This window comes from Zavarzinia compransoris, assembly GCF_003173055.1.
Lineage (GTDB): Bacteria > Pseudomonadota > Alphaproteobacteria > Zavarziniales > Zavarziniaceae > Zavarzinia > Zavarzinia compransoris.
The window spans coordinates 1-25,136 of record NZ_QGLF01000010.1 but is presented as its reverse complement, the minus strand read 5'-3'; the positions used below and the strand labels follow the sequence as shown (position 1 = coordinate 25,136).

Annotated in this window: 25 protein-coding genes; 4 read left to right on the top strand and 21 right to left on the bottom strand. The window is 67.6% G+C overall.

Annotated elements, in window-relative coordinates; genetic code table 11:
* Positions 1–289: 289 nt before the first annotated feature.
* From DKG75_RS22515 to DKG75_RS22495, 5 genes are all read right to left on the bottom strand, one after another.
* Complete coding sequence (locus tag DKG75_RS22515; protein ID WP_109923452.1) at positions 290–1,060, bottom strand: SDR family oxidoreductase; 771 nt, start codon at positions 1,058–1,060, stop codon at positions 290–292.
* Between the two features lie 7 nt (positions 1,061–1,067).
* On the bottom strand, positions 1,068–1,829 hold the full coding sequence (locus DKG75_RS22510; RefSeq protein WP_109923451.1) for an SDR family NAD(P)-dependent oxidoreductase: 762 nt from the start codon (positions 1,827–1,829) through the stop codon (positions 1,068–1,070).
* Between the two features lie 27 nt (positions 1,830–1,856).
* The gene (locus DKG75_RS22505) at positions 1,857–3,629 is read right to left on the bottom strand and encodes an FAD-dependent oxidoreductase (protein ID WP_109923450.1); all 1,773 of its coding nucleotides are present in this window, start codon (positions 3,627–3,629) and stop codon (positions 1,857–1,859) included.
* A gap of 191 nt (positions 3,630–3,820) precedes the next feature.
* Positions 3,821–4,309, bottom strand: coding sequence for a nuclear transport factor 2 family protein (locus DKG75_RS22500; RefSeq protein WP_109923449.1), 489 nt, complete (start codon positions 4,307–4,309; stop codon positions 3,821–3,823).
* Positions 4,310–4,335: 26 nt separating this feature from the next.
* Complete coding sequence (locus DKG75_RS22495) at positions 4,336–5,262, bottom strand: alpha/beta fold hydrolase (RefSeq protein ID WP_109923448.1); 927 nt, start codon at positions 5,260–5,262, stop codon at positions 4,336–4,338.
* An 88-nt stretch (positions 5,263–5,350) separates the two neighbouring features.
* Here DKG75_RS22495 and DKG75_RS22490 point away from each other — a divergent pair, with 88 nt between their 5' ends.
* The 4 genes from DKG75_RS22490 to DKG75_RS22475 all read left to right on the top strand — a co-directional run bounded on the left by DKG75_RS22490 (position 5,351) and on the right by DKG75_RS22475 (position 9,759).
* Positions 5,351–6,208, top strand: coding sequence for an SDR family NAD(P)-dependent oxidoreductase (locus tag DKG75_RS22490; RefSeq protein ID WP_109923447.1), 858 nt, complete (start codon positions 5,351–5,353; stop codon positions 6,206–6,208).
* 3 nt (positions 6,209–6,211) lie between these two features.
* Positions 6,212–7,225, top strand: a complete 1,014-nt coding sequence (locus tag DKG75_RS22485; RefSeq protein ID WP_109923446.1) for a spirocyclase AveC family protein — start codon at positions 6,212–6,214, stop codon at positions 7,223–7,225.
* Positions 7,226–7,277: 52 nt separating this feature from the next.
* The gene (locus DKG75_RS22480; protein ID WP_109923445.1) at positions 7,278–8,504 is read left to right on the top strand and encodes an oxygenase MpaB family protein; all 1,227 of its coding nucleotides are present in this window, start codon (positions 7,278–7,280) and stop codon (positions 8,502–8,504) included.
* Between the two features lie 103 nt (positions 8,505–8,607).
* Positions 8,608–9,759, top strand: coding sequence for a 3-ketosteroid-9-alpha-monooxygenase, oxygenase component (locus DKG75_RS22475; protein WP_109923444.1), 1,152 nt, complete (start codon positions 8,608–8,610; stop codon positions 9,757–9,759).
* A gap of 84 nt (positions 9,760–9,843) precedes the next feature.
* Here the strand turns inward: DKG75_RS22475 and DKG75_RS22470 are convergent, their stop codons facing one another.
* The 16 genes from DKG75_RS22470 to DKG75_RS22395 all read right to left on the bottom strand — a co-directional run.
* The gene (locus tag DKG75_RS22470) at positions 9,844–10,770 is read right to left on the bottom strand and encodes a LysR family transcriptional regulator (RefSeq protein WP_109923443.1); all 927 of its coding nucleotides are present in this window, start codon (positions 10,768–10,770) and stop codon (positions 9,844–9,846) included.
* Positions 10,771–10,921: 151 nt separating this feature from the next.
* Positions 10,922–11,224, bottom strand: coding sequence for an SCP2 sterol-binding domain-containing protein (locus DKG75_RS22465; protein ID WP_109923442.1), 303 nt, complete (start codon positions 11,222–11,224; stop codon positions 10,922–10,924).
* Between the two features lie 55 nt (positions 11,225–11,279).
* Positions 11,280–12,062, bottom strand: a complete 783-nt coding sequence (locus DKG75_RS22460) for an SDR family oxidoreductase (protein ID WP_109923441.1) — start codon at positions 12,060–12,062, stop codon at positions 11,280–11,282.
* Positions 12,063–12,073: 11 nt separating this feature from the next.
* Positions 12,074–13,261, bottom strand: a complete 1,188-nt coding sequence (locus DKG75_RS22455) for an acyl-CoA dehydrogenase family protein (protein WP_109923440.1) — start codon at positions 13,259–13,261, stop codon at positions 12,074–12,076.
* Positions 13,258–14,382 (bottom strand): acyl-CoA dehydrogenase family protein, encoded by a 1,125-nt coding sequence (locus DKG75_RS22450; RefSeq protein WP_109923439.1) that lies wholly within the window; start codon positions 14,380–14,382, stop codon positions 13,258–13,260. The genes DKG75_RS22455 and DKG75_RS22450 overlap by 4 nt, the downstream gene beginning before the upstream one ends.
* A gap of 1 nt (position 14,383) precedes the next feature.
* The gene (locus DKG75_RS22445; RefSeq protein WP_208111897.1) at positions 14,384–15,283 is read right to left on the bottom strand and encodes an SDR family oxidoreductase; all 900 of its coding nucleotides are present in this window, start codon (positions 15,281–15,283) and stop codon (positions 14,384–14,386) included.
* 10 nt (positions 15,284–15,293) lie between these two features.
* The gene (locus tag DKG75_RS22440) at positions 15,294–16,445 is read right to left on the bottom strand and encodes an acetyl-CoA C-acetyltransferase (protein ID WP_109923437.1); all 1,152 of its coding nucleotides are present in this window, start codon (positions 16,443–16,445) and stop codon (positions 15,294–15,296) included.
* Positions 16,446–16,467: 22 nt separating this feature from the next.
* Positions 16,468–17,496 (bottom strand): acyl-CoA dehydrogenase family protein, encoded by a 1,029-nt coding sequence (locus DKG75_RS22435; protein WP_109923436.1) that lies wholly within the window; start codon positions 17,494–17,496, stop codon positions 16,468–16,470.
* Between the two features lie 11 nt (positions 17,497–17,507).
* A complete protein-coding gene (locus tag DKG75_RS22430) occupies positions 17,508–18,668 on the bottom strand; it encodes an acyl-CoA dehydrogenase family protein (protein WP_109923435.1) in 1,161 nt (386 codons plus the stop codon).
* A gap of 4 nt (positions 18,669–18,672) precedes the next feature.
* On the bottom strand, positions 18,673–19,422 hold the full coding sequence (locus tag DKG75_RS22425; RefSeq protein ID WP_109923434.1) for an enoyl-CoA hydratase family protein: 750 nt from the start codon (positions 19,420–19,422) through the stop codon (positions 18,673–18,675).
* Between the two features lie 8 nt (positions 19,423–19,430).
* The gene (locus DKG75_RS22420) at positions 19,431–20,516 is read right to left on the bottom strand and encodes an NAD(P)H-dependent flavin oxidoreductase (protein WP_109923433.1); all 1,086 of its coding nucleotides are present in this window, start codon (positions 20,514–20,516) and stop codon (positions 19,431–19,433) included.
* The gene (locus DKG75_RS22415; protein WP_109923453.1) at positions 20,513–21,406 is read right to left on the bottom strand and encodes an enoyl-CoA hydratase; all 894 of its coding nucleotides are present in this window, start codon (positions 21,404–21,406) and stop codon (positions 20,513–20,515) included. Before DKG75_RS22415 ends, DKG75_RS22420 begins: the two co-directional genes overlap by 4 nt.
* A 70-nt stretch (positions 21,407–21,476) precedes the next feature.
* On the bottom strand, positions 21,477–22,271 hold the full coding sequence (locus tag DKG75_RS22410; protein ID WP_109923432.1) for a CoA-transferase subunit beta: 795 nt from the start codon (positions 22,269–22,271) through the stop codon (positions 21,477–21,479).
* Between the two features lie 11 nt (positions 22,272–22,282).
* Positions 22,283–23,149: a CoA transferase subunit A gene (locus DKG75_RS22405; protein WP_109923431.1), complete on the bottom strand. Its 867-nt coding sequence runs from the start codon at positions 23,147–23,149 to the stop codon at positions 22,283–22,285.
* Positions 23,150–23,178: 29 nt separating this feature from the next.
* Positions 23,179–24,717: a FadD3 family acyl-CoA ligase gene (locus DKG75_RS22400; RefSeq protein WP_109923430.1), complete on the bottom strand. Its 1,539-nt coding sequence runs from the start codon at positions 24,715–24,717 to the stop codon at positions 23,179–23,181.
* A gap of 10 nt (positions 24,718–24,727) precedes the next feature.
* A partial coding sequence (locus DKG75_RS22395; protein ID WP_146210385.1) for an amidohydrolase family protein occupies positions 24,728–25,136 on the bottom strand: 409 nt, incomplete at its 5' end.

Genomic DNA, 25,136 nt, shown 5'->3' with positions numbered 1-25,136 from the left:
CAGCTTTTCTTCCATCATCTCGCGGAAGGCGATTTCCTTCGGCAGCCGCTCGTCGAATTCCGCGTGATACTTGCTGTCGAGATAGTCGCGATATTTCTCGGGCGGCAGCCCGGCGTGGCCATCGCCAGAAATCACCAGATAGCGGTCCATCTCTTCCCTCCGCTTTATTGTTATCGCCCCGGCCTATTGCCGCGGCGTCGCTGCAAGTTTTGATGATCAGACCCTAAGCCGGGGCCCGGCCAGGGAGAAGCCAGCGCGGACGAATTGATCGTTCGCGCTCGTGAACAATTCAGCCCCCGGCCTGGCCGAGGAAGGGCGGCCGCTCGCCCCCGCCGTGAACTTCGAGCGCCGCCCCGGTGACATGGGCCGCCAGCGGGTGGCCGAGGAACAGCGCCGCCGCCGCGATATCGTCCGGCACCGCCATGCGGCCCTGGGGCAGGGCGCCTTCGATCCGCGCCAGCCCTTCGGCCCCGCCGTAGTGATCGAGCGCGGCTTCGGTCCTGATCATGCCGGCGATGATGGCGTTCACCCGGACCTTGGGCGCCCACTCCTGGCCGAGCGAGCGGGTGAGCGAAACGAGCCCCGCCTTGGCCGCGCCATAGACCGCCGTCCCCGGCGACGGCCGCACGGCGGAAACCGAGGCGATGTTGACGATGGCGCCGCCCGTTTCCTGGCCGCGCATCACGAGGCAGGCCGCCTGCGCGATATAGAGCGGCGCCAGAAGGTTCAGCCGCACGATCGAGTCCGCGAAACGGGGCGAGGCCGTCGCCGCATCGGACGGCGGCGAGCCCCCGGCATTGTTCACCAGCAGGTCGAGGCGGGCGAAAGCCTCGACCGCCGTATCGACGACGCGCTTCGCCTGATCCGGATCGCGCACGTCGGCGGCGACGAAGAGCGCCTCGCGCCCGCCGGCCGCGACCGGCGCCGCCGGGGCATTGCGCCCGCAGACGACGACATGGGCGCCGGCCTCGAGCAGGCGGGCGGCGATCACCCGCCCCACCCCCTTGGTGCCGCCGGTGACGACCGCGACGCGGCCGGTGTAATCGAGGGCGAGCGCCATGGCCGGCTCAGAATTCCGTGTAGCGGAAATTGCCGTTGTCGATGGCGATATCGGCACCCGAGATGAAGCGGGATTCGTCCGAGGCCAGGAACAGCACGAGGTTCGCCACGTCCTCCGGATAGCAGAAGCGATGCCCCATGGGCGATTGCTTGATCATCTCGACATCGGCATCCGGCGGCAGGCCCATCTGCGCCAGCACCATGGGGGTGAGAATGCCGTCCGGGCACAGCGCATTGCAGCGGATGGCATAGCCGCCGGTCTTGGCATGGGCGTTGACGCTGCGGGTCAGCGAGACCACCGCCGATTTCGCCGCGGCATAGGCGAAATAATTGGGGCTGCCCAGATGCGACGTCACCGATCCCATATTGATGATGTTGCCGCCCTTTTCCTTCATGTTGAGGATGCCGTGCTTGCAGCCGAGGTAATAGCCGGTGACATTGACGTTCAGCGTCTTCTGCCAGTCTTCGAGGCTCATGTATTCGAGCGAGGCCTGGATCAGGATGCCGGCATTGTTCACCAGGACGTCGACATGGCCGAATTTCTCCTTCGCGGCGGCGAAGGCGGCCACCCAGTCCTCCTCCCTGGTGATGTTCAGGGGCAGGGCGACGGCACCGCCGCCGATTTCAGCGGCGGTCGCCTGCGCGGTTTCGAAATTGGCGTCGGTCGCGATGATCTTCGCGCCCTCGCGCGCCAGCATCCGGGCATCGGCCCGGCCGGCCCCGCTGCCCGCACCCGTGATCATCACCACCTTGTCCTGTACGCGACCCATCTACCTCGTCCTCTCGTTGGTCCCGGCTCAGGCCCGGGCGGCAGTTTGCAGCAGTTCGTCCTGGTCCTGGTTGGTCCGGGCGGCGGCGATATCGTTGACGGCGACATAGCCGAAGGTCATGGCCGGCCCCAGCGTGCCGCCGGCGCCCGGATAGGACGCGGCCATGACCGAGCCCGAGCAATTGCCGATGGCATAGAGCCCGGCGATCGGGCGCCCCGCCTCGTCGAGCACGCGGGCGCGGGCATCGGTCTTCAGCCCGCCCTTGGTGCCGATATCGCCGAGATCGACGCGGACGGCGTAGAAGGGCGCCTTCTCGATCGGGCCGAGGCAGGGATTGGGGCTGACGAAGCGATCGCCGAAATACCGGTCGTAGACATTGTCGCCCCGGCCGAATTCCGTGTCCTTGCCGGTCCGGGCGAAGCCGTTCATGCGCGCCACGGTGGCGGCCAGTGCCGCCGCCGGCACGCCGATCTTGCCCGCCAGCTCGCCCACGGTCTCGGCCCGGTAGAGCACGGTATCGAACCATTCGGGCGGCAGGCTGCGGTCCGGCTCCAGCATGCCGGGCATCAGGCCGCCGACGACGTATTTCTTGCGGAAGGTGGCGTCGAAGACCATCCAGCACGGCGTATTGGCGCCGGTCTTGCCGTTGTCGTCGATCATCGCGTAACCGAAGTCATTATAGGAGATTGCCTCGTTGACGAAGCGCTGCCCCAGGCGGTTGACGATCACGCTGCCCGGCCAGCCGCGCTCCATGAACATGCCGACCCGGGTTTCCGTATTGGGCGTGTGGCGCGACGGCAGGCGCATGGTCGGCGCCCACCAGGCCAGATCCATGAATTCGAGCGCCGCCCCCGCCGTGCGCCCGGCGCGGATGGCATCGCCCGTGTTGTTGGGAAAGGGCGTGACACTCCAGGTTTCGGAGGTCGGGCCGGGCAGATATTGTTCGCGCATGCCCTGGTTGCGCTCGAAGCCGCCGGCGGCGAGGATGACGCCGCGCCGCGCCTTCAGGGTCAGGGGAACGCCGTCGCGCGAGACGGTGACCCCGGTCACGCCTTCGCCGTCGCGGACGAGATCGACCAGGCGGGTGTTCAGCACCCGCGTCACCCGCCGCCGGACGAGGCCGCGCAGCAAGCCGCCGGCCAGCGCATTGCCCATGGCAAGGCGGCGGTCGCGCTTCGTCTTCAGGCGCCAGCCGAGATCGGCCCAATAGCGCGCGATGACCTTGGCGACCACCAGCGGCCAGCCGGCTTTCTTGGTGGTGATGGCGCGGGCTTCGGACACGGTCATCGAGATGCGGCCGAACAGCCGCATCAGGGCATAGGGTTCGCGCAGGGAATAGAAATCCTCGCCGAGGTCGGCGCCGTCGACCGCGTCCGGGTCCATGGTGCGCCCGCCCGGCAGCGCCCCCGGCCGGTCCGGATAATAGTCGGGATATTCCATCACCGCCTTGAAGCCGAGGCCGACCTTGTCCGCCGTGTAGCGGACCATGGGCGCCGCATTGTCGACATAGGCGGCCAGCTTCTCGTCCGCCACCTGGCCCTTGGTGCAGGTGCGGAGATAGTCGAGCGCCTTCGCCCGGTCGTCGCGCGCGCCGAGATCGTCGTTGCAGGGCACCCAGATGGCGCCGCCCGAGACGGCGGAGGTGCCGCCGAAACGGTCGCTCTTCTCGATCAGGAGGACGGAAAGCCCGAGGTCGTGGGCCCGGTTCGCCGCCAGCATGCCGCCGGCGCCGGCGCCGACGACGATGACATCGAAGGTGGCGCCATCGGCGATCCCGCCGCTACCCGTGCCCCCGCTCATGTTCCCTCCACCGCAAGCCTCCCCTTTTCCGGGGATGTTCGGCCATTCTTGCCGGCGGCGCCCCTCCGGCATCGTCCCCTTGGACTAGATCGAAGCGCCGATTCGTTGAATCGGCGCTTCGATCAAAGGTTTTCAAATGGGGCGGTTTCCAACGGCAAACCGGTTTCCACTTTGCCGGAAACCGCCCTGGATCAGCGCCCGAACAGGGTGACCCGGCCGGCGCCCGCCTCGTCCACCTCGCTCATCAGCGTCGAGGTGACGCGGAAGGCGGAGCGGGCGATCCACCAGCGCCCGTCGACGCGGACGTAGTCGTCCTCGTAATAGCCCGCGACCTGGGAGGTACCGCGGGTCTCCAGGTTGATCTGGAAGAAATAGAGGTCCCAGGTGCCCTGGGCCCGGTCCTCGCCGTCGAAGGCGATCACCGGGTTCTGGCCGTGGTGCATGTCGATGATGGCATCGCGGCAGCCGACCATCTCGAACAGGCCGACGAAGGAGTCGCGCCCCTCGTGCACGCCGAGGAAGGCGGCATCGATCACCGCATCGGGGCGGAAGCAGTCGCGGACGATCTCCGGCTGCTTGCGGTCGCAGGCGCGCCAGTAGCGGTGCTTGAGTTCCAGGATCTCGAGCTTGTCCTCGACCTGGCGCAGGCGGCGCGCCAGGCTTTCGATTGTATCGGCCATGTTTCCCTCCCTTGTTTCGGGGAAGGTTAGGCGGTCGCCGGCCTCGCCGCCTCGCCCGTATGGACGATATCGCGCGCTTCCGGCACCGTTTTGCCGTCCAGCCAGGCGGCGATCATGGCGTTCACCGTTTCCGGCGCCTCCTGCTGCACCCAATGGGAGACGGCGGGCAGATAGCGCAGGGTCAGGTCCTTCACCAATTTATCGGTGCCATAGGTGGTTTCCTTGCCGAGCGCGGTATCGGCCTCGCCCCAGATCATCAGGGTCGGCACCTCGACCACCGGCGCGGGCGGCAGCTTGGCGCCGCCGATCCTGATATTGGCGCGGTAGTAATTGAGCATGGCGGTGAGCGCGCCCGGCTTCAGGGCATTCTTCCGGTATTCCGCCAGCACCTCGTCGGGGAAGCGGCTCTTGTCCACCGCCATGCCGCGGAAAGCATCGCCCACCGCCTTGGCGCCCCGCGCGCCGAGGAAAAGCTCGGGCAGCCATGGCAGCTGGAAGAAGAACATGTACCAGGACCGGCGCAACTGGGCGAAGGTCTTCAGCGCCTTGAAGAAGGGCACCGGGTGCGGCATGTTCAGGATCACGAAGCGCTCCAGCGGCCGCAGCCCGCGCAGCACGAAGGCCCAGGCGATGGCGCCGCCCCAGTCGTGGGCGACCAGGGTCACCGGCCCCTTGATGCCGCGGGCGCGGGCCGCGTCGATCAGGCCGGCGACATCCTCGGTCAGGTGGTCCAGGGTGTAATTGGACCGGCCGGCCGGCCGCGTGGTATTGCCGTAGCCGCGCAGGTTCGGCGCCCAGACCGTATAGCCGCGCTCGGCGAAGACGGGGATCTGGGCCCGCCAGGAAAATTTCGACTCGGGGAAACCGTGCAGCAGCAGGGCGAATTTATCGCCGCTGCCGGCCTGATCGACCTCGAAATCCAGGCCGTTGGCGGCCACCCGGATGGTTTCCATCTGTACTCCCCTCTTACCTTATAGTTTGTATGGACGATGCGCGGGATCGATCTTGCCCGAGAATCCCCCGAAATAAAGGGAGGATGATATGGGTTCGGGTCGGGTTTCCGTGGTCACCGGCGCCAGCCGGGGCCTTGGCCGGGGCATCGCCATCGCGCTTGGCGCCGCCGGCGATACCGTCTATGTCACCGGGCGCAGCAAGGATGCGCCGACCGGCAATTGGCCGGGCACCATCCACGAGACCGCCGCCGCGATCGATGCCGCCGGCGGCAGGGGCATCGCGGTCGCCTGCGACCACCTGGACGACGCCCAGACCAAGGCCGTCTTCGAGCGCATCGAGGCGGAACAGGGCAGGCTGCACGTCCTCGTCAACAATGCCTTCGCGATGCAGGATTTCTCGGCCCTGCCGGGGAATTTCTGGGAACGCGGGCTGGAGGAATGGCAGCAGCAGATCGATGTCGGGCTGCGCTCCTCCTATGTCGCCAGCGTCTACGGCATTCCTCTGCTGATCAAGGCCGGCAAGGGGCTGATCGTGAACACCTCGTCGGTCGGGGCGCGGGCGCACCTGCATCCCCTGCCCTACGGCCTGTCCAAGATCGGCCAGGACAAGCTGGCGGCCGACATGGCGCCCGACCTCGCGCCGCATAATATCGCCGCCCTGTCGTTCTGGCACGGGCTGGTGAAGACCGACCGCACCCTGCTCGGGCTCGAGCATTTCCCGCAGATGTTCGAGGGGATCGGCGGCTATGCCGGGGCGGAGAGCCCGGGCTTCGGCGGCCGCATCATCGATGCCCTGTGGCGGGACGCCGACCTGATGCGCCTGACCGGCGGCACCTTCTATACCTCAGAACTCGCCCTGCACTACGGCCTCAAGGACGAGGGCGACCACCAGCCCATCTCCTTCCGCCAGTTCTTCGGCGCGCCCCTGTTCGAAAAGGCGATCTGAGCCATGATCGCCGCCGCCCGCGCCCGGCCCATCCTGTGGTGGGCCCTGCTCGGCCTGAGCTTCGTCGCGCTTCAGGCCTATATCTTCGGCAGTTGGATCGGCTCGGCCGATTTCCGTGCTGCCGACCCGGGGCCGGACGCGCTGACGCCGCTCGGCCGCATCACCATGTGGGGCCTCGCTTTCAGCTTCGTGCCCCTGGGCGCGCTGGCTGGTCTCTGGGTGCTGGCGACGATCCTGCGCGGGCGGGATCTGTCCACCGTGCAGATCGTGATGATCGGCTGCGGGCTGTGCCTGTGGCAGGATGCGACGGTCAACCTGGTCCGGCCGGTCGCCCTCTACAATACCCATTACCCCAACATGGGCACCTGGGCGGCGCATATCCCCTGGTGGCTGAGCCCGAACGGCAGCGGCAATGCCCAGCCCCTGACCTTCCAGTCGGCGCTCTACTTCGTCATGGTGCCGGTCTGGGTCTATACCGCCTATGGCGTGATGACGGCGGCGAAGCGCCTGTGGCCGGCCCTGGTCGGGCCCCATCTGGTGCTGATCGCCGTCGCCTTCATCACCATCGCCCAGACCGGGGCCGAGGTCGCCATGGTGCGGGGCGAGATCTTCGCCTATGGCGGCACCATCCATGCCCTGACCGTCTTCCCCGGCACGCGCTGGCAATTCCCGGTCTATGGCGCCTTCCTCTGGGCGCTGGGCACCGTCGCCCTCGGTTGCCTGCTCTACTGGCGGGCGGGGGACGGCCGGACCCTGGTCGAGGCCGGGCTGGAACGGGTCAAGGCCGGCGTCACCGGGCGGAACATCCTGCGCGCCCTGGCCATGACCGGCGCCGCCAATCTGGCCATATTGCTCTATTACCTGGGGTTCATGGTCGTCTCGCTCTATTCCGATCCCTGGCCGACGGATTTCCCCAGCTACTTCCGCAACGGCATCTGCGGCGAAGGAACAGGCTATGCCTGCCCGGCCCCCGACCTGCCGATCCCGACCCGCACCGTGCCCCCGAATGCGAATTGAATGTGAGCAATAATTCGCATTAGCCTGTTCTCACGCTTGGGGGAGGACACCGGTGAACGACACCCTGCCGACGCAACATGGCGCCAACCTGCCGGCCGGGCGCCGGGCGGTGCGCCTGCTTCGCCTGCTCACCCCCCGCGACCCGCGCCCCAGCGAACGCGAATGGCGCCGGATCGGCGTCGCCATGACCGCGGGCGATCCCCCGGCCGATGCCCTGATCGCCTGGATGGTCGGCCTCGGCATGGGGCCCGCCCGCGCCCTGTTCGAGCGGGCGCTGGACCAGGGCATCGACGCCGTTCCCGACGCCCCCGAACCCTTGCGCCGCTTCTTCGCCGCCGCCGAGGCACCGCCGCCCTGGCTGGACCGGGCGCGGCTGGAGCGCGGCGGCGAAATCTGCCGCCTGGTCGGCAATGCCTCCGCCGACGTGCTGCGCGACGGGGCGCTGATGGGCGGCTATCAGGCGGCGGGGCTGAATCGGGTGCTGGTGATCACCGGGGCCCTGGAGAAAGGCGCCGGCAAGCGCCTGGCCGAGACCAGCCAATGGTGGCTGGCCTGTACCGAGGCCGGCGGCATGGACCGGTTCGGCGAAGGCTTCAAGCAGAGCCTGCGGGTGCGCATGGTCCACGCCCTGGTGCGCCGGCATGTGAGCCGTCACCCGGCCTGGGATGCGGCGCGCGACGGCGTGCCCGTCGCCCAGATGGGCATGGCGGCGACCCAGCTGGCCTTTTCCGCCCTGTTCCTGATCGGCATCCGCACCCTCGGCTATCTCGTCTCGCGCGCGGAGGGCGATGCCGTCATGCACCTGATGCGCTATGCCGGCTGGCTGATGGGGATCGACGAGGACCTGCTGCCGGACGACGAGGGGACGGGCCGCACCCTGCTCTACCAGATGGGCCTGTCGCTGACCGATCCGGATGCGGCGGGCGCCCGCCTGGCCCAGGCCCTGGCGGACGAACCGCTGGGCCGGCCCTATCCCCGTTTCGCCCGGCTGCGCCGTTTCTACGCGCGCGAGCGCAACCTCTCGCTCAACCGCTTCTTCATGGGCGCGGCGGGGATGAAGGCGCTGGGCCTGCCCTGGCGCCCCCTGCCGTGGTTCCCGATGATTGCATTCCCGGTGAATACAGTCCGTTTCCTGTGGGGGACAAGAAGTGCCGCGGCGCGCACGCGCATGGCGGAACGGGGCCGAAAGGCGCAGCATCGCTGGGTCGACGAGTTGGTCGGGCGCAGCCGGCACGAGATCGGCGGTGCGATCCGCCACATTACCGAGGCCGCCCCCTAGTCCATATAGGGGATGATGATTGTTGCCCCGCTTCCTAACCTCGGCGACAAGTTGGTGAACGGCTCAAACAACCGGGCCATACACCGCCGCGTGGGAGGGAGACATGGCAGCACTTGAACAGGACATTCGGGTGATCAAGGCGGACCGTCCGCCGCAGCGCTATGCGCGCGGCTGGCATTGCCTTGGCATTGCCGACAGCTTCCGCGACGGCAAGGCCCATTCCCTCGATGTCTTCGGCAGCCGCGTCGCCGTGTTTCAGGATTCGACCGGCGCGCTCCGCGTGATCGACGCCTATTGCCCGCATATGGGCGCCGACCTCGGCGGCGGCACCATCAAGGGCGACACCCTGGCCTGCCCGTTCCACGGCTGGCAATGGGGCGGCGACGGCAAGTGCAAGTCCATTCCCTATGCCACCCGGGTGCCGCCGCGCGCCCGCATCCGCACCTGGCCGACGCTGGAGGAGAACAAGCAGCTCTTCATCTGGCACGATGTCGAGGGCAGCCAGCCGACCCCGGCGGTGACCATTCCCCGGATCGAGGAATGCTTCAACGGCGAATGGTCCGAGTGGATCTGGGAAACCGTGAAGATCGACACCAATTGCCGCGAGCTGATCGACAATGTCGCGGACATGGCCCATTTCTATTACGTCCACGGCGCCCGCGCGACCTACTTCAAGAATACGTTCGAGAAGCATGTCGCCCGCCAGGAAATGCGCGGCAAGCCCCGCGCCGACCTGAAGATCGCCGGCGACGCCATGGACTTCGGCGGCTCCGAAGTGGTGATCGAGGAGCTTTACTCGGTCGCCACCTATTACGGCCCGTCCTATATGATCGATTACCTGACCTCGACCGTGAACGGCATGCAGGTCGAAGCCTATCTGATCAACTGCCACGTGCCGATCGACCATGACAGCTTCACCCTGCATGTCGGCCTGATGGTGAAGAAGCTGCCCTTCCTCGACGATGCGATGAACGACCAGATCGCAGAGATGTATGCCAAGGGCAATCGCGACGGCTTCTTCCAGGACGTCGCCATCTGGAAGACCAAGACGCGGATCGACAATCCCCTGCTCTGCGAATTCGACGGCCCGATCTACCAGCTCCGGCGCTGGTACGAGCAATTCTATGTCGATATCGCCGAGGTTACCCCGGACATGGTCGACCGCTTCGAGGTCGAGATGGACCTCGCCAAGTCCAACGAGTTGTGGGTGGCCGACGAGGCCGCCAACAAAGCCGCCCAGCAGGCTGCCGAATAGGCACCTGGTCGGGCTTCTCTACGTGAAGCTCCCCAACTTGCGCCGCCCCTTTCCGGGCGGCGTTTTTTTTTGGGGAGGCGGCGGCTATTCGAGGTCCTGCCAATTGTCGGGCAGGCGGAAATGCTCCGGGCGCTGTTCCATGCGCTGGAAGCGCTGGCCGAGGAAGTTCAGCAGCAGCTGCACCTTCAGCGACAGGTTCTGCTTGTGACCGTAGACGACCCAGACGTCGCGGTCGAAGAAACTCCAGTCGTCCTCGAGCGCGACCAGTTGCCCGGTGCGCAATTCGCGGCGCACGAAGACCACCGGCAATTGCGCAAGCCCAAGGCCGGAGCGCGCGGCCGCCAGGACGCCCGAGCCGTCGTCGCATTTCCAGGTCCCGTTCACCTTGACCTTCATGGTGCCGCCGGCGGAATTGAACTGCCAATAGCCGCTGCGGTTGGTCAGGCAGTTGAATTCCCTGAGATCGGCCAGGTTCTTCGGCTGGCCGTGCTTGCGGAAATAGGCCGGTGTCGCACACAGGCAGAACGACTGGTGGCCGATCTGGCGGGCGTAGAGGCTGCTGTCCTCCTGCGCGCCGTAACGGATGATGACATCGTTGCCGTCGCCGACGAGGTCGCTGTCGGCGTTGGAGGTCACCACCTCGACCGTCAGCCTGTCGTAGGTGGAGGCGAATTCGGCCACCGCCGTCGCCATGAATTCGACGCCATAGGTATTGTTCAGCGCGATGCGCAGCACGCCCGTCGGCTTTTCCTGCATCTCGGAGATCAGGCCCTGGGCGCGGTCGAACGCCGCCCCCATCTCGCGGCAGTGACGGTAGAAGACCTCGCCCTCGGGGGTCAGTGAGACCTGTCGGGTTGTGCGCTGCAACAGGCGGACGCCCAGCCGGTTCTCGAGATCGGTCACCTGCTTCGAGATGAAGGATTTGGAGACGCCGAGGCTTTCCGCCGCCCGGGTGAAGGAGCCGATCTCCACCACCTGCACGAATTCATGAACGCCGTCCCATGGTGTCATGCCCGTTCCTCCCCCTTCCCTGATAGCAGAGGATGATCAGGTCCGGCACCTCCAAATGGATATGTGCAGTGCATCAAGCAAGGGATCGGGCCAATAAAAAGGGCCGCCGCGGTGACCCGTGGCGGCCCTTGAAAGAAAGTCTCTCAGCCGATCACTTGAAGATCGTCTGGAGCTTCATGGCAACGCCCATGTTGCCCTCGACCTTGATCTTGCCCATCATGAAGGCGGTGGTCGGGTTCAGCTTGCCGTCGCCGAGGGCGATGAAATCGTCCTTCGCGATCTTGATGGTGCAATCGGCCGGCTTGTCTTCGTTCGACACGACGTTCGGCACCGACTTGCCGTCGACATAAACGATGCCGTCGCCCTTGAAGTCGAACTTCACGGACGCGCCAAGGCCGGAATTTTCGCCGACGCGGGTCTTCATCTGTTCGGTAATGGTCGCCAGGTCGCTCATTGGGCTCTCCTCCTCCACAAAGGGTACTTCGAGTTATGACGTTTAACGGGCTTAGTCAAGCACGCTGACTCGAAACTGCCACCACTTCGCCCGTCATGTAAGTGGCGTATTCACTGGCCAAAAAGATAATAACGTTCGCAATTTCCCAGGTCTCGGCCGCGCGACCATATGCTTCACGCGACGTCAACTCGGCCAGCAACTCGTCGCTCGTCACCCGATTCAGGAATTCATGCATGGCCAAACTCGGGGAGACGGCATTGATACGAATGTTGTGCTCCGCCGCTTCCATTGCAGCGCAGCGTGTCAGCGCCATGACCCCGGCCTTGGCGGCGGCGTAATGGGCCTGGAGCTTCTGCGCCCGCCAGCCGAGCACGGAGGCATTGTTCACGATGATGCCGGCCTTCCGTTCCATCATGTGCGGCAGCACCGCGCGGAGCATGCGGAACGTACCGGTCAAAGTTACATCGAGGACGATATTCCACTGTTCGTCGGTCATCTCGACCAGGGGCGCCGAGCCGCCGAGGCCGGCATTGTTGACGAGGACGTCGATGCGCCCGAGGCCGGCGACGGCGGCGGCGACCAGCCCGTCGACCTCCGCCTGTTTGGTGACGTTGCAGAGCTGGGTCAGCGGCCGGCGCCCAGCTTCCGCCTCGATCCGCGCCGCCGCCTCGTTCAGGCGGCGTTCGTGGATGTCGGAGATCATCACCGTCGCGCCTTCCTCGGTCGCCCGCCTTGCGGTCGCAAAGCCGATGCCGGTGCCGGCGGCGGCGGTGATCAGCACCGTCTTGCCGGCGAGAAGATTATGGGCGGGGGGATAGTCGGGGCTGGGCTTGGCCATCGGTTCCGCTTTCACGCACGCGCGTCGCGCGGCATGCCCAGGGCACGTTCCGCGATGATATTGCGCTGGATTTCATTGGTGCCGGCATAGATCGTGTCCGACCGGGTGAAGAGGAAAAGCTGCTGTAGGGGTGTCAGCGCGTAACTGCCCGGTTCCCCGGCGGCGACCTCCGCCTCCGGCCCCAGGACGTCCATGGCCAGCTTGCCGAGATCGCGGTGCCAGGTCGCCCAATAGAGCTTGGAGACATAGGCTTCGCGCGGAAGCTCCGGCTTTCCCGCCTGGGCCAGCATGCGCAGGGCATTGGCGCGCATGATCTGAAGGCCGATCCAGGCTTCCGCCAGGCGCTGGCGGATCAGGGGCTCGCGGGCCCGGCCGTTCGCCTTGGCGATCGCGATGATCTCGTTCAACTGGTTGTGGAAGGCCATCTGCTGGCCGAGGGTGGAGGCGCCGCGCTCGAAGGCGAGCGTGCCCATGGCCACCTTCCAGCCCTCGCCCGGCTGGCCGACGATATTGTCGGCCGCGGTCTCCGCCCCGTCGAAGAAGACTTCGTTGAATTCAGACGTGCCCGTCATCTGCTGGATCGGGCGGACCTCGATCCCCTTCTGGCGCATGGGGACGAGAAGATAGGACAGGCCCCGGTGCCCGCTCGACCCTTCTTCGGTGCGGGCGATGACGAAGCACCAGTCGGAAACATGGGCGAGCGAGGTCCAGACCTTCTGCCCGTCGATCACCCAGCGGTCACCGACGCGCCGCGCCCGGGTCCGGACATTGGCCAGGTCGGAGCCCGCACTCGGTTCCGAATAGCCCTGGCACCAGAGATCGTCGCCCGACAGGATGCCGGGCAGGAAGCGCTGCTGCTGCGCCTCGGTGCCGAAGGCGATGAGGGTCGGGCCGGCCAGCCCTTCGCCGATATGGCCGACCCGGCCGGGCCCGCCGGCGCGGGCATATTCCTCGTAGAAGATCACCTGTTGCGACAGCGGCACGCCCCGCCCGCCCGCCGCCTTCGGCCAGCCGACGCCGACCCAGCCGGCCAGCCCCAGGTGGCGCTCGAAGGCGCGGCGTTCCGCGAAGAAGGCATGTTCGTCGCCCGGGCCGCCGCGGTTCTTCAGGGCGGCGAAGGCACCGGTCAGGTTGTCGCGCAGCCAGCCGGCGATCTCGGCCCGGAAGGCTTCGTCTGCCGCGGAGAAGGAGAGTTTCATGGCAGCGCCTCCGCCGTTTCGTCGAGGCCGATCAGCTGCGCCACCCGCTCGCGGTGGAATGCCGGGTCGCCCAGTGTCGCTTCCATTGCCCGGGCATTCTTGAAATAGAGATGGACGTCATAGTCCCAGGTGAAACCGACGCCGCCGTGCAATTGGATCGCCGTCGCCGCGCAATCGAAATAGGCGCGCGAACACCAGGATTTGGCGCCCGAGGCGGCCAGCGCCAGGGCCCGCCCGTCGCCGTCATGCCCGGTCTCATCGGCGATACAGGCGGCCCAATAGGCGGCCGAGCGCGCGGTTTCGACCGCCAGCGCCATATCGGCGCATTGATGCTTCACCGCCTGGAAACCGGCGACCGGGCGGCCGAACTGCACCCGGCCCTTGGTATAATCGACCGTCATCTCGAGGCAGCGCTCCGCCGCCCCGACCGCCCAGGCCGACAGCGCCGCCGCCGCCCGGTCGAGGGCGAGGGCAAGGCCCCGCCCCGCATCCGCCGCCACCAGGGCCCCGGCGCCGAGGGTGACGCCGTCGAACCGCAACGCCGCCGGGCGGCGCAACTGGTCCATGGTGGCCAGCCCACTGCGGGTCAGCCCCGCCTCGTCGCCGGGGACGGCGAAGAGCGCGATGCGGCCCTCCCCCGCCTCGGCGGCGACGAGAAGAAGATCGGCCCGCGCCCCGTCCGGCACATGGCGCAGCGCGCCGTCGAGACGCCAGCCGCCGCCGGCGGGTGTTGCGGTTACCTTGCCGGTGGCATTGCCCGCCGCCAGGGTCGCGGTGAGCGCGCCCGTTGCGATATCTTCGAGATAGCGCTCGCTGCCCACGGCCAAAAGGACGTTGGCGGCCAAAATCACCGTCGCCTCGAACGGCGAGGGATAGAGGGCGCGGCCCATCTCCTCGGCCAGGATCGCCAGTTCGACGAAGCCGAGGCCAAGGCCGCCCTGCGCCTCCGGCACGATCAGCCCGGTCCAGCCGAGCGCCACCGCCTCGGCCCAGAGGGCGGGATCGAAGCCGGCCGCGGTCGCCATCACCGTGCGGGCATGCGCCGGCCCGGCATAGGCGCCGAGCCAGCCCCGGGCGGAGTCCCGGATCAGCCCCTGATCTTCGGTGAAGGCGAAGTTCACGTCAGCTCCCCCAGACTTTCTTCACCGGTGCGGCGCGGGCCAGCAGGTCGTCGACCGCGGCGCCGACGTCCGCCGGGGCCCAGCGCGCGTGCTTGTCGACCTCGGGCCCGTCGCGCCAGCCGTCGGCAAGGCAGAGGCGGCCGCCCGCGACCTCGAACACTCGGCCGGTCACATGGGCCGATTGCGCCGAGCCGAGCCAGACCACGAGGGGCGCGACATTGCCCGGGTGATTGACGTCGAAGCCCGTCTCCGGCGCCTTCATGGCTTCGCCGAAGGCTTCCTCGGTCATGCGGGTGCGGGCCGCCGGCGCCAGCGCATTGGCGGTAACGCCGTAACGCCGCAGTTCCGCCGCCTGCACCAGGGTGAGGGCAGCGATGCCGCCCTTGGCCGCCGAATAGGCCGCCTGGCCGATGCTGCCCTGCAGCCCCGCGCCGGACGACGTGTTGATGATGCGGCCGTCGACCGCCGCGCCCGCCTTCTGCCGGTCGCGCCAATAGCGCGCGGCATGATTGCCGACGCAGAAATGGCCGCGCAGGTGAACGCGCATCACCGCGTCCCATTCGTCGACCGTCGCATTGGCGAACATGCGGTCGCGCAGGAAGCCCGCATTGTTCACCACCACGTCGAGGCCGCCGAAGGCCTCGACCGCGGTCCCGACGATGGTGGCGGAACCTTCCCAATCGGCAACATCGGCGTAATTGGCCACGGCCGTCCCGCCGAAGCCCTTGATTTCCGCCACCAGTTCGTCGGCCGCCTCGGAGCCGCCGCCCTGGCCGTCGCGGGAAACGCCCAGATCGTTGACCACCACCCGGGCCCCTTCGCGGGCATAGGCAAGGGCATATTCGCGCCCGAGACCCCGGGCGCCGCCGGTTACGACTACGATGCGGCCGTCGCAGATCATCGCCTGGTCCTCACAGCCGCTCGATGATGGTGACATTGGCCTGGCCGCCGCCCTCGCACATGGTTTGCAGGCCATAGCGGCCGCCGGTGCGTTCCAAGTGGTGCAGCAATGTGGTCATCAGGCGGGCGCCGGTCGCGCCCAGCGGATGGCCGAGGGCGATGGCGCCGCCGTTCGGATTGACCTTGGCGTGATCCGCCCCGGTTTCCTTCAGCCAGGCCAGCACCACCGAGGCGAAGGCTTCGTTGATCTCGACCGCATCGATATCCTCGATCCTCATGCCCGCCTTCTTCAAGGCATAGGCGGTCGCCGGGATCGGCGCGGTCAGCATCCAGACCGGATCGGCGCCGCGCACCGACAGATGGTGAATGCGGGCGCGCGGCTTCAGATTGTGTTCCTTCACCGCCTTCTCCGAGGCGATGAGAAGCGCCGCCGCCCCGTCCGAGATCTGCGACGACACGCCGGCATGCAGGCGGCCGCCTTCGCGCAGCGTCTTCAGCGTCTGCATCTTTTCGATGCTGGTGTCGGCCCGCGCCGTCTCGTCACGGGCGAAGGCGCCGACGGGGGCGATTTCCTTGTCGAACAGGCCGCCCGTGATGGCGGCGAGCGCGCGGCGGTGCGATTCGAGGGCGAAACGTTCCATCTCGTCGCGGCTGCAATCCCATTTCTCGGCGATCATTTCAGCGGCGCGGAACTGGGAAACCTCCTGCGTGCCGTAGCGCTTCACCCAGCCCTCGGAGCCCGAGAACGGATCCTTGAAGCCCAGCGGCTCGGCCGCGACCATGGCATAGGCGATGGGGATCTGGCTCATGTTCTGGACGCCGCCGGCAACCACCAGGTCCTGGGTGCCGGACATCACCCCTTGCACCGCGAAATGCACCGCCTGCTGCGAGGAACCGCATTGGCGGTCGACGGTGGTGCCGGGGATCTCCTCCGGCATGCCGGCGGCGAGCCAGCAGGTGCGGGCGATATCGCCGGCCTGCGGCCCCAGCGCATCGACGCAGCCGAAGACGACATCATCGACCGCCGCCGGATCGATGCCCGAACGGTCCACCAGGGCTTTGATCGCATGGCCGCCGATGTCGGCCGGATGCACGCGCGACAGGCTGCCGTTGCGGCGGCCGACCGGGGTGCGGACGGCTTCGATGATATAGGCTTCGGCCATGGGACTCGTTTCCTCGAACTGATTATCTGTCCTGAAATGTGCCATCGGCACCAATGGCCGCATCGTCCGAAAGGACCATTCGCGACAGCCGGTCGAGGTGGTAGTGCCGGTCACCCCAGACGCCCGCCAGCGCCCAGGCGCGTTTCATGAAGAAATGCAGGTCGACCTCATAGGTATAGCCCATGGCGCCGAAGACCTGGATCGCGGTACGTGCCGCCGCCGCCGCCGCATCGACGACCGCGATGCGGGCATGCGAGATATCGCGAGGGTGCTGCGTGGCCGCGGCTTTGTAGACCGGTGCCCGGGCGAATTCGATCGCCACCTGCACGGTGGCAAGATGGTGCTTCACCGCCTGGAACGTGCCGATCGGCTTGCCGAACTGCTGGCGCGTGCGGGCATAGTCGGCGGCGAGGTCGACCATGGCCTGGGCCAGGCCAAGCCCCTGGGCCGCGGCCGCCAGCGCGCCGAGATCGCGGAAACGGTCGAGAATGCCGGTCTCACCCGACAGCCGGGTCTCGTTCCCGGCGGCCCAGTCGACGGCCGCGATGCGCCGCAGCGGATCGACGCTGGTCTCCGGCGTCAGCACGACCCGGTCCCGCGGCACCAGATGGAGGACGCCGTCGCGGCCGAGAAGCAGGAAATCCGCCTCCCCCGCATCGGCGACGAAGGGATCGTCCGGATGGCCCGCCGCCACCTTGCAGGTGCCGGCCGCAAGACCCGAGAGGACCGCGGCCACATCCGCCCGAGCGGCAAAATCCGCAAGAACAGGCGCGGCGATGCCGATCTGGTCGATCAAGGGTTCCGGCAGGGCGACGCGCCCCGTCTCTTCCGCGATCAGGACATAGTCGAGAAGGCCGAGACCGAGGCCGCCCCGGGCTTCGGCGACGGTCAGGCCGGTCAGGCCCATGTCGGCCAGCTTCTGCCAGCGGGCGGCGGAACGTCCCGTGCCCGCCGCCGCCGCGCGCAATTCGGCCGGGCCGCATTCGGCGGCCAGGAAATCGCGCACCGTGTCGCGAAACAGCAATTGGTCTTCGGTGAAGGCGAAATTCATGGCATTCCCCCTCAGCGCGGCAGGTTCAGCAGACGTTCGGCAATGATGTTCCGCTGGATCTCATTGGCGCCGGCATAGATCGGGCCGGCCAGCGAGAACAGGAACCCTTTCAGCCAGCGGGTGATCTCGCCCGCCTCGTCAACGCCGCTGGCCAGCAACTCGCCCCGCGCCCCGAGGATCGACAGCGCGGTTTCATGCATGGAACGGTCGAGTTCCGACCAGAAGATCTTGTTCAGGCTGGCTTCCTGGCCGATCTTGCCGCCGGCGATCAGCCGGCTCGCGGTCATATAGGTGTTGAGGGCATAGGCTTCCGCATCCATCCAGGCCTTGAGGACCTGGTCGCGCACGCCCGGCGCGACCCGCGCCTCGTGCCGGCGGTACAATTGCACAAGGCGCTTCGCGGTTTCCTGGAACCGGGCCGGGCTGCGCAGCATCAGGCCGCGCTCGAACCCCGCCGTCGCCATGGCGATGCTCCAGCCCTGGCCCTCGTCGCCCAGGCGGTTTTCGACCGGCACGCGGACGTCGTCGAAGAATAATTCGGCGAAGCCCGGCTCGCCGTCGAGCTGGGGAATCGGCCGGCGGGTAATGCCGGGCGTATCCAGCGGCAGCAGGATGAAACTCATGCCGTGGTGGCGCGTGCTCTCAGGATCGGTGCGGAACAGGCCGAAGCACCAGTCGGCGAAGGCGGCCCGGGTCGACCATGTCTTCTGGCCGTTGATGACGTAATGATCGCCGTCGCGGATCGCCTTGGTGCGGATCGCCGCCATGTCGGAACCGGCGCCCGGTTCCGACCAGCCCTGCGCCCAGATCTCGTCGCCCGCCGCCATGCGCGGCAGGAAGCGCGCCTTCTGCGCCGCCGTGCCGTATTCCATCAGGGTCGGGCCGAGAAGGAAGATGCCGTTCTGATTCACCCGGCCGGGCGCGCCGGCGCGGTAGTATTCCTCTTCGAAGATCAGCCATTCGATCAGGTCGGCGCCGCGCCCGCCCATGGCCTCCGGCCAGGTGACCATGCCGAAGCGGCCGCTGTTCAGCACCCGCTCCCATTGCCGGTGCTCCTCGAAGCCCTCGCGCGTGTCGTAGGACTTCAGGCGTTGCTTCGGCACATGGGCCTGCATCCAGGCCCGGACCTCGGCGCGGAATGCTGCCTGTTTCGGGGTGTAGCGGAGATCCATCGCCTTACCCGAACTTGGCGTCGCGCTTTTCGACGAAGGCGTCGCGCGCTTCCTGGCTGTCGGGCGAGGTATAGAGTTCGAGGGTGAAACCCTGTTCGAAACGATAGTTGCGCTCGATGTCGACCGGCTCGATGCCGTTCAGCGCCTCCTTGGCGAGGCGCAGCGCCTTGCCGGATTTCGCCGCGATCTTGGCCGCCAGCGCGCGCGCGGCATCCACCAGCGTCTCGCGCGGGACGACGCTTTCGATGGCGCCCCAGCGGGCCATTTCCGCCGCCTTGATGCTCTCGCCCGTGTAGAACAGGGCGCGTACCTTCTGCAACGGCAGCATGCGCAGGAAATGCGAGGCGCCGCCCATGGCGCCGCGGTCGATTTCCGGCAGGCCGAAATAGCTGTCCTCGGACGCGATGATGATATCGGCGGCGCCCGCAAGGCCGATGCCGCCGCCGAGGACGAAGCCATGGGTGGCGGCGATCACCGGCACCTTGCAGCGGTGCACGGCGGCGAAACTGTCGTAGCAGCCCTTGTTCACGGCAACGATCCTGCGCCCGTCCGCCGCCAGTTCCTTGATGTCGACGCCGGCGCAGAAGCCCCGGCCCTCGGCCCGCAGGATGACGACATTGACCGCCGGATCCTCGCCCGCGGCGGTGATCGTCTTCGCCAGATTGGCCCAGCCGATGGAATTGAAGGCGTTCACCGGCGGCTGGTTCATCACCACTTCGGCGATGCGGTCGGTTACGGTATAGGCGAATTCCATGGTCGGCCTCACTCGGCGGCGGCGGCGTCGCGCCGCGGGTTCGTCAGGGCGTCGAGGCGGGCTTCCGCCTCGGCGATGATGCGCTCGACGGCCTCGGCGGCTGTGGGCAGGTCGCGGATCAGCCCGGCCACCTGGCCCGACGGCAGCACGCCTTCGGCGGGATGGCCCTCGACCATGGACCGCTGGATCAGCATCGGCGAATTGGCCGCCATCAGGGTTTCGGCCAGACTCAGCTTATTGGCCCGGGCATTGGCCAGCGCCGAGCGGAAGGTCTCGACCAGGCCGAGGCCGGCATGCCGGCGGAAGGCAAGCCCCGATTTCAGCGCCTGCCACAGGCGCCCGACCGGCCCGGCCTTTTCCAGCCGGTTGAGTGCCTCGTTCAGGATCATGCGCATGGGCGCGCCGTCGACCCGTGTCGAGACGATGATGTTGGTGATCTCGGACGTTATATAGCGCTCCAGCGTCGCGCGCGGCACCGGGCTGTCGCTGGTCATCAGGAAGCGTGTGCCCATGGCGACGCCGGCCGCGCCATAGGCAAGCGCCGCGACCAGCCCGCGGCCGTCCTTGAAGCCGCCGGCCGCCACCACCGGCACGGTCACCGCGTCCAGCACCTGGGGGACCAGCAGCGAAGTCGGCACCGAGCCGGTGTGACCGCCGCCTTCCCCGCCCTGCACGGTCACCATGTCGGCGCCCATCTTCACCGCGGCGACCGCATGTTTCACCGCGCCCACGGTCGGGATGCAGACCAGCCCCGCCGCCTTCAGCTTGGACACCAGCGCCGCGGAGGGCGAGCGGGAATAGGACACCGCCCGAAGCCCGTGCCGGATCGCCATGTCCAGCATGTGATCGGCACCCGGCAGGAACATGTGCAGGTTCAGGCCGAAGGGCTTGTCGGTCAGCGCCTTGACCTTGAGGATTTCCGCCTCGATCCGCTCCGCCGGGATGACGGCGCCGGCGAGGAAGCCGAAAGCCCCGGCATTGGACGTCGCGGCCACCAGCTGCGGCGTCGCCACCCAGCCCATGGCCGTCTGCAGGATCGGATAGCGGCAGCCGAGCCGTTCGGTCAGCGGCGTGTTCAGGGCCGGATGGGTCATTCGCCCGCCTCCGCCACCTTCTTCTTTTCCTCGGCTGCCTTCTGGGACTGGGCCATGGCCTTGCCGTCGTAACCGCCGAGGGTGTCGCCCTGCACCAGCGTGTTGTGGACATGGGCGAAATGGTGGTAACCGAAGGCGTTGTCCATGCCGGCGCGCTTGCCCTGGAGATCCTCGATGTGGTTCACCACCTGCTTGGCCAGGGCCAGGCCCATGCGCGGCATCTGGGCGATGCGCCCGGCGATGGCATAGGTCTCGGCCTCCAGCCGGTCGCGGGCGACGACGCGGTTGACCATGCCCATCTGATAGGCGCGCTCCGCCGTCATGCGTTCGCCGAGGAAGAGGAATTCCTTGGCGATGCGGGCGTTCAGCTCGTGGACATGGGCGAAATATTCGACCCCCGGAATGCCCATGCGCACCACCGGATCGGCGAAGAAGGCATCGTCGGCGGCGACGATCAGGTCGCAGACCCAGGCCAGCATGAGACCGCCGGCGACACAGGCGCCCTGGACCATGGCGATGGTCGGCTTGGGGATGTCGCGCCAGCGCCGGCACATGCCGAGATAGACTTCCTGCTCGCGGACGAAGAGTTTCTCCCCGCCCGGCTTGCCGACATGGTCCCACCACAGGTGCCGGCGCTCGAAGGTCCGCTCGACATCGCGCCCGGGGGTGCCGATGTCGTGGCCGGCGGAGAAATGCTTGCCGGCGCCGGCAAGGACGATGACCTTCACCTCGTCGTCGTCCGCCGCCCGGCGGAAGGCGGCGTCCAGGGCATAGGTCATCTGACTGTTCTGGACATTGTTGTAGCGCGTCCGATCCATGGTGATGGTCGCGATACCGTCCGCCACGTTGTAATGGACCGGGTTCTCGGTCTCGTAAATGATCTCGCCCATCGCTGCCTCCGCTTTTTTCTTGTCGCCGGTGAAAGTGCCCCGCCCCATGTCTGGCCCGGGCGGGGCGGGTTCACGCGGCCCGACGCCGGTCGCCCGGCGGGTTTTCCTTGAACACCGTGGCCCTGACGTCATGGGGATCGAGCAGGTTGCGGATCAGGTGCAATTGCTCCGCCGTCGGCGCCGGGGTTTCGGTGGCGCTTTCCCGCCCTTCGAGCGGAAAGCCGGTCGCCGCCTGGACCTGATCGAAGCCGATGCCCGGATGCAGGTGGCGCACGCGGATCGCATGGTCCGCGCCACCGAAGTCGAGCACCGCGAGATCGGTGACGATCAGGCGCAGGTCGACGAAACGGTCCGAGCGGCCGCCGCCCAGCCGGGCCGGGTTGTAACCGACGCCGGACACCATATCGACCTCGCCGGAGACGAAGACGCGGGTGGAGTGATTGGGCACGAACATCGAATTGATGTGATTGATCGTGTTGCCCGGAATGCCGCGCACGCCGAGCAGCGCCGCCTTGGGCCGCCGATAGTCGCCGACGGCGGAGATATTCTGCTGGCCGAAGCGGTCGACCTGGACCGGCCCGGTCATGGCATGGCGGTGCCCGCGATAGACGACGTCGAAGACGCGGGCATAGGTCATACAGCCCTCGACCTGCGGGACATAGGCGCCGCGCTTGCCGACCGGCACCGGCGCCTCGACCAGATAGGCCTCGCCATCGGTCATCATCAGTTCGGGCGCGAAGCTGGCCTTGGCCAGCGACGCCGCCAGCCGGGGCACCAGCCCGATGCCGGAGGCGAGCACTTCACCGTTGCCGCGCCAGGCTTCGGCGGCGGCGGCGATGCAGAGTTCCGCGAGCGTATAGGTCATCGTCGTCCTCCTCAGAACACCGGCAGCGGCAGGGCGGCGAGCTTTTCCGCACCGCCGGCGGCGGCGAGATAGGCGTCATGGGACGGCAGGTCGACGAAGCGGCCGCGCCAGTCGGCGAAGCCGGCGTCGTTGTAATCCTTCAAGTGTTTGAAGTCGAAGCCGTAGTCGGGGCCCGACGAGGTCGGGTGGGCGCCGAAGGGAACATGGGCGACCCCGGTCACGCACGACCGTTCGACGAGGTGATGGCGTGCGCCCGGGAAACCGCCGAGATCGGCGGTCGAGACCAGCCGGTCGGTGGTGACGAAGGCCTGGTCCGCCGCCCGGCAGAACAATTCGTCGAAGAAGGGATCGGGGGCGGTGACGATCGCATTGCCGAGCCGATCCGCCGCATTGACGTGAACGAAGGCGGCATCGAGGCGCAGCGCCGGCATGGCGATCAGTACTTCGCCGTCGTCATAGGGCGAGGTGACGGTGCGCAGCGCGCCGTTCAAGCCCTCGACATCGGTGCCGAGACCGGCGCGGGTGGGCAGGAACGGCAGGCGCATGGCCGCCGCGCGCAAGCCCCATTGCAGCATGCCCTCGTCGATTTCGAGGGTTTCGAAAGAACCGGCCTGGCGGGCCGCGCGGAAATGATTGTCCAGCGGGATCGAGTCGAGGGAGACGAAGCCGAACACCAGCTTCCTGATCCGTCCCGCCGCCGCCAGCAGGCCGACATCCGGCCCGCCATAGGAAACGACGGTGAGATCGGTGACATCGCTGCGCAGAATCTCGCGCACCAGGGCCATGGGCTTGCGCCGCGCGCCCCAGCCGCCGATGCCGATGGTGGCACCGCTTTTCAGCCGGCCCACCATCTCCCTTACCGTCATGGTCTTGTCCATGGTACCTTATCCTTGGGTAACTTCTATCGTCACCGCAGCATGAATTTCTGGACTTTGCCGCTGGCGGTCAGCGGCAGGGCATCAAGGATCTCGACCTGGCGCGGCGCCTTGTAGTTCGCCATATTGGCGCGGCACCAGGCCAGAAATTCATCCTTTTCGATGACCGCCCCCTTGGCGGGCACCAGGATCGCCTTGGCGACTTCGCCCATGCGCGCGTCGGGAATGCCGACGACCGCGGCCTGGGCGACATCCCGGCGGCTGAGGATGATATTCTCGATTTCCGCCGGGTAGCAGTTGAAGCCGCCGACGATGAACATGTCCTTCTTGCGGTCGGTGATCTTCAGGTAACCGCGCTCGTCCATCACGCCGATGTCGCCGGTGTGGAGCCAGCCGGCGCCGTCGATCGCTTCGCGCGTCGCCGCCTCGTTCTCGAAATAGCCGGCCATGACGTTGTAGCCGCGCACCAGCACCTCGCCCTCGGTGCCGGGCGGGACTTCGGCGCCCGCCGCGTCGGCGCAGATCACCTCGATCCCCGGGATCGGCCGGCCGCAGCGGTTGGCGATGGTTTCCGGATCGTCGTCGACGCCGCACATGGTGACCACCGGCGCCTCGGTCAGGCCGTAGGCGGTGAGGACGACATCGAACTTCAGGTCCGAGATCATGCGCCGGATCAGGTCGACCGGCACGCTGGCCGCCCCGGTCACCGCCAGGCGCAGCGACGAGATGTCCCGCATCCGGTAACCGCCGTCGCCCAGCAGCGACTGATAGACCGTGGGCGCGCCGGGCAGCACGCTGACCTTTTCCCGCTCGATGCGGTCGAGCAGGCGGGTAGTGTCGAACACCGCCTCGGGCAGGCAGGCCGCGCCCTTCAGCAGGCAGGCGAGCCAGCCCGCCTTGTAACCGAAGGAGTGGAAGAAGGGATTGACCACCAGGAAACGGTCCCACTCGGTCAGGCCGACCACGCTGCTCCAGGTCTCGATCGTGCGCACGGTCTGGCCGTGATGCGAGACGACCCCCTTGGGCAGGCCGGTGGTGCCCGAGGTGAAGAGCATGTCGCAAGGATCGTCCGGCCCGACCGCGGCCAGCCGCGCGGCCGCCGCGGCCTCGCCGACCGCCGCCCCCCGGGCGAGGAAGGTCTCCCAGGCCAGGTCCGTGCCGGCATCGCCGCGCAGGATGACCAGGCCTTCGAGATCCGGCAGGTCTTCCCCCGCCAGCATGGCGGGATAGTCGAAGCCGAGGAAGCCGCGCACGGTAACCAGCAGCTTCGCCCCCGATGCCCGCAGGATCTGCCCGGCCTCGCGCCCCTTGAAGCGCGTGTTCAGGGGCACGAGCACCGCGCCTGCCGATTGCAGGCCGATAGCGGCGACGATCCATTCCGCCATATTGGGCGCCCAGATCGCCACCCGGTCGCCCTTGTCGATCCCGGCGGCGATGAAGGCCCGCGCGGCGGTCCGGCGGGCCGCCTCGAGTGCAGCGAAACTCGAGACGGCACCGCCTTCCTCGATTGCGGGGCGATCGGGCCAGCGAGCCGCCGCCGCAACGACCGATGCGGGAATGGTTTCCGCCATGACGGAGGCCTTACTCCGCGGCCTGGGCGGTGGCGAGCCAGCGCTTCTGCGGGCCGATCTTCGCGGCGATCGCGTTCAGGGCCTGCAGGTCGAGGTCGTAGACATCCGCCGCCGACTTCCAGAAGATCTGTTCCAGGTCTTCCTCAGGCAGGCCGCCCAGCGACAGCAGCATCTTTTCCGCCGTCTTCGGCCAGCACCCCTCGGGGTGCGGATAGTCCGAGCCCCAGATCACCCGCTTCATGCCCAGTTCCTTGCAGGCCACCGCCGTGTCCCGGTCCGCCAGCGCCGAGGCGACAACCCACATGTTGCGGGCAAAATATTCCGACGGCTTCATCGTCAGCTTCGCCCGGAAATCCCCCAGCTTGCCCGACGTGTGCTTCACGCTCGCCCGGATGTCCATCATCGTGTTCATCCAGTTG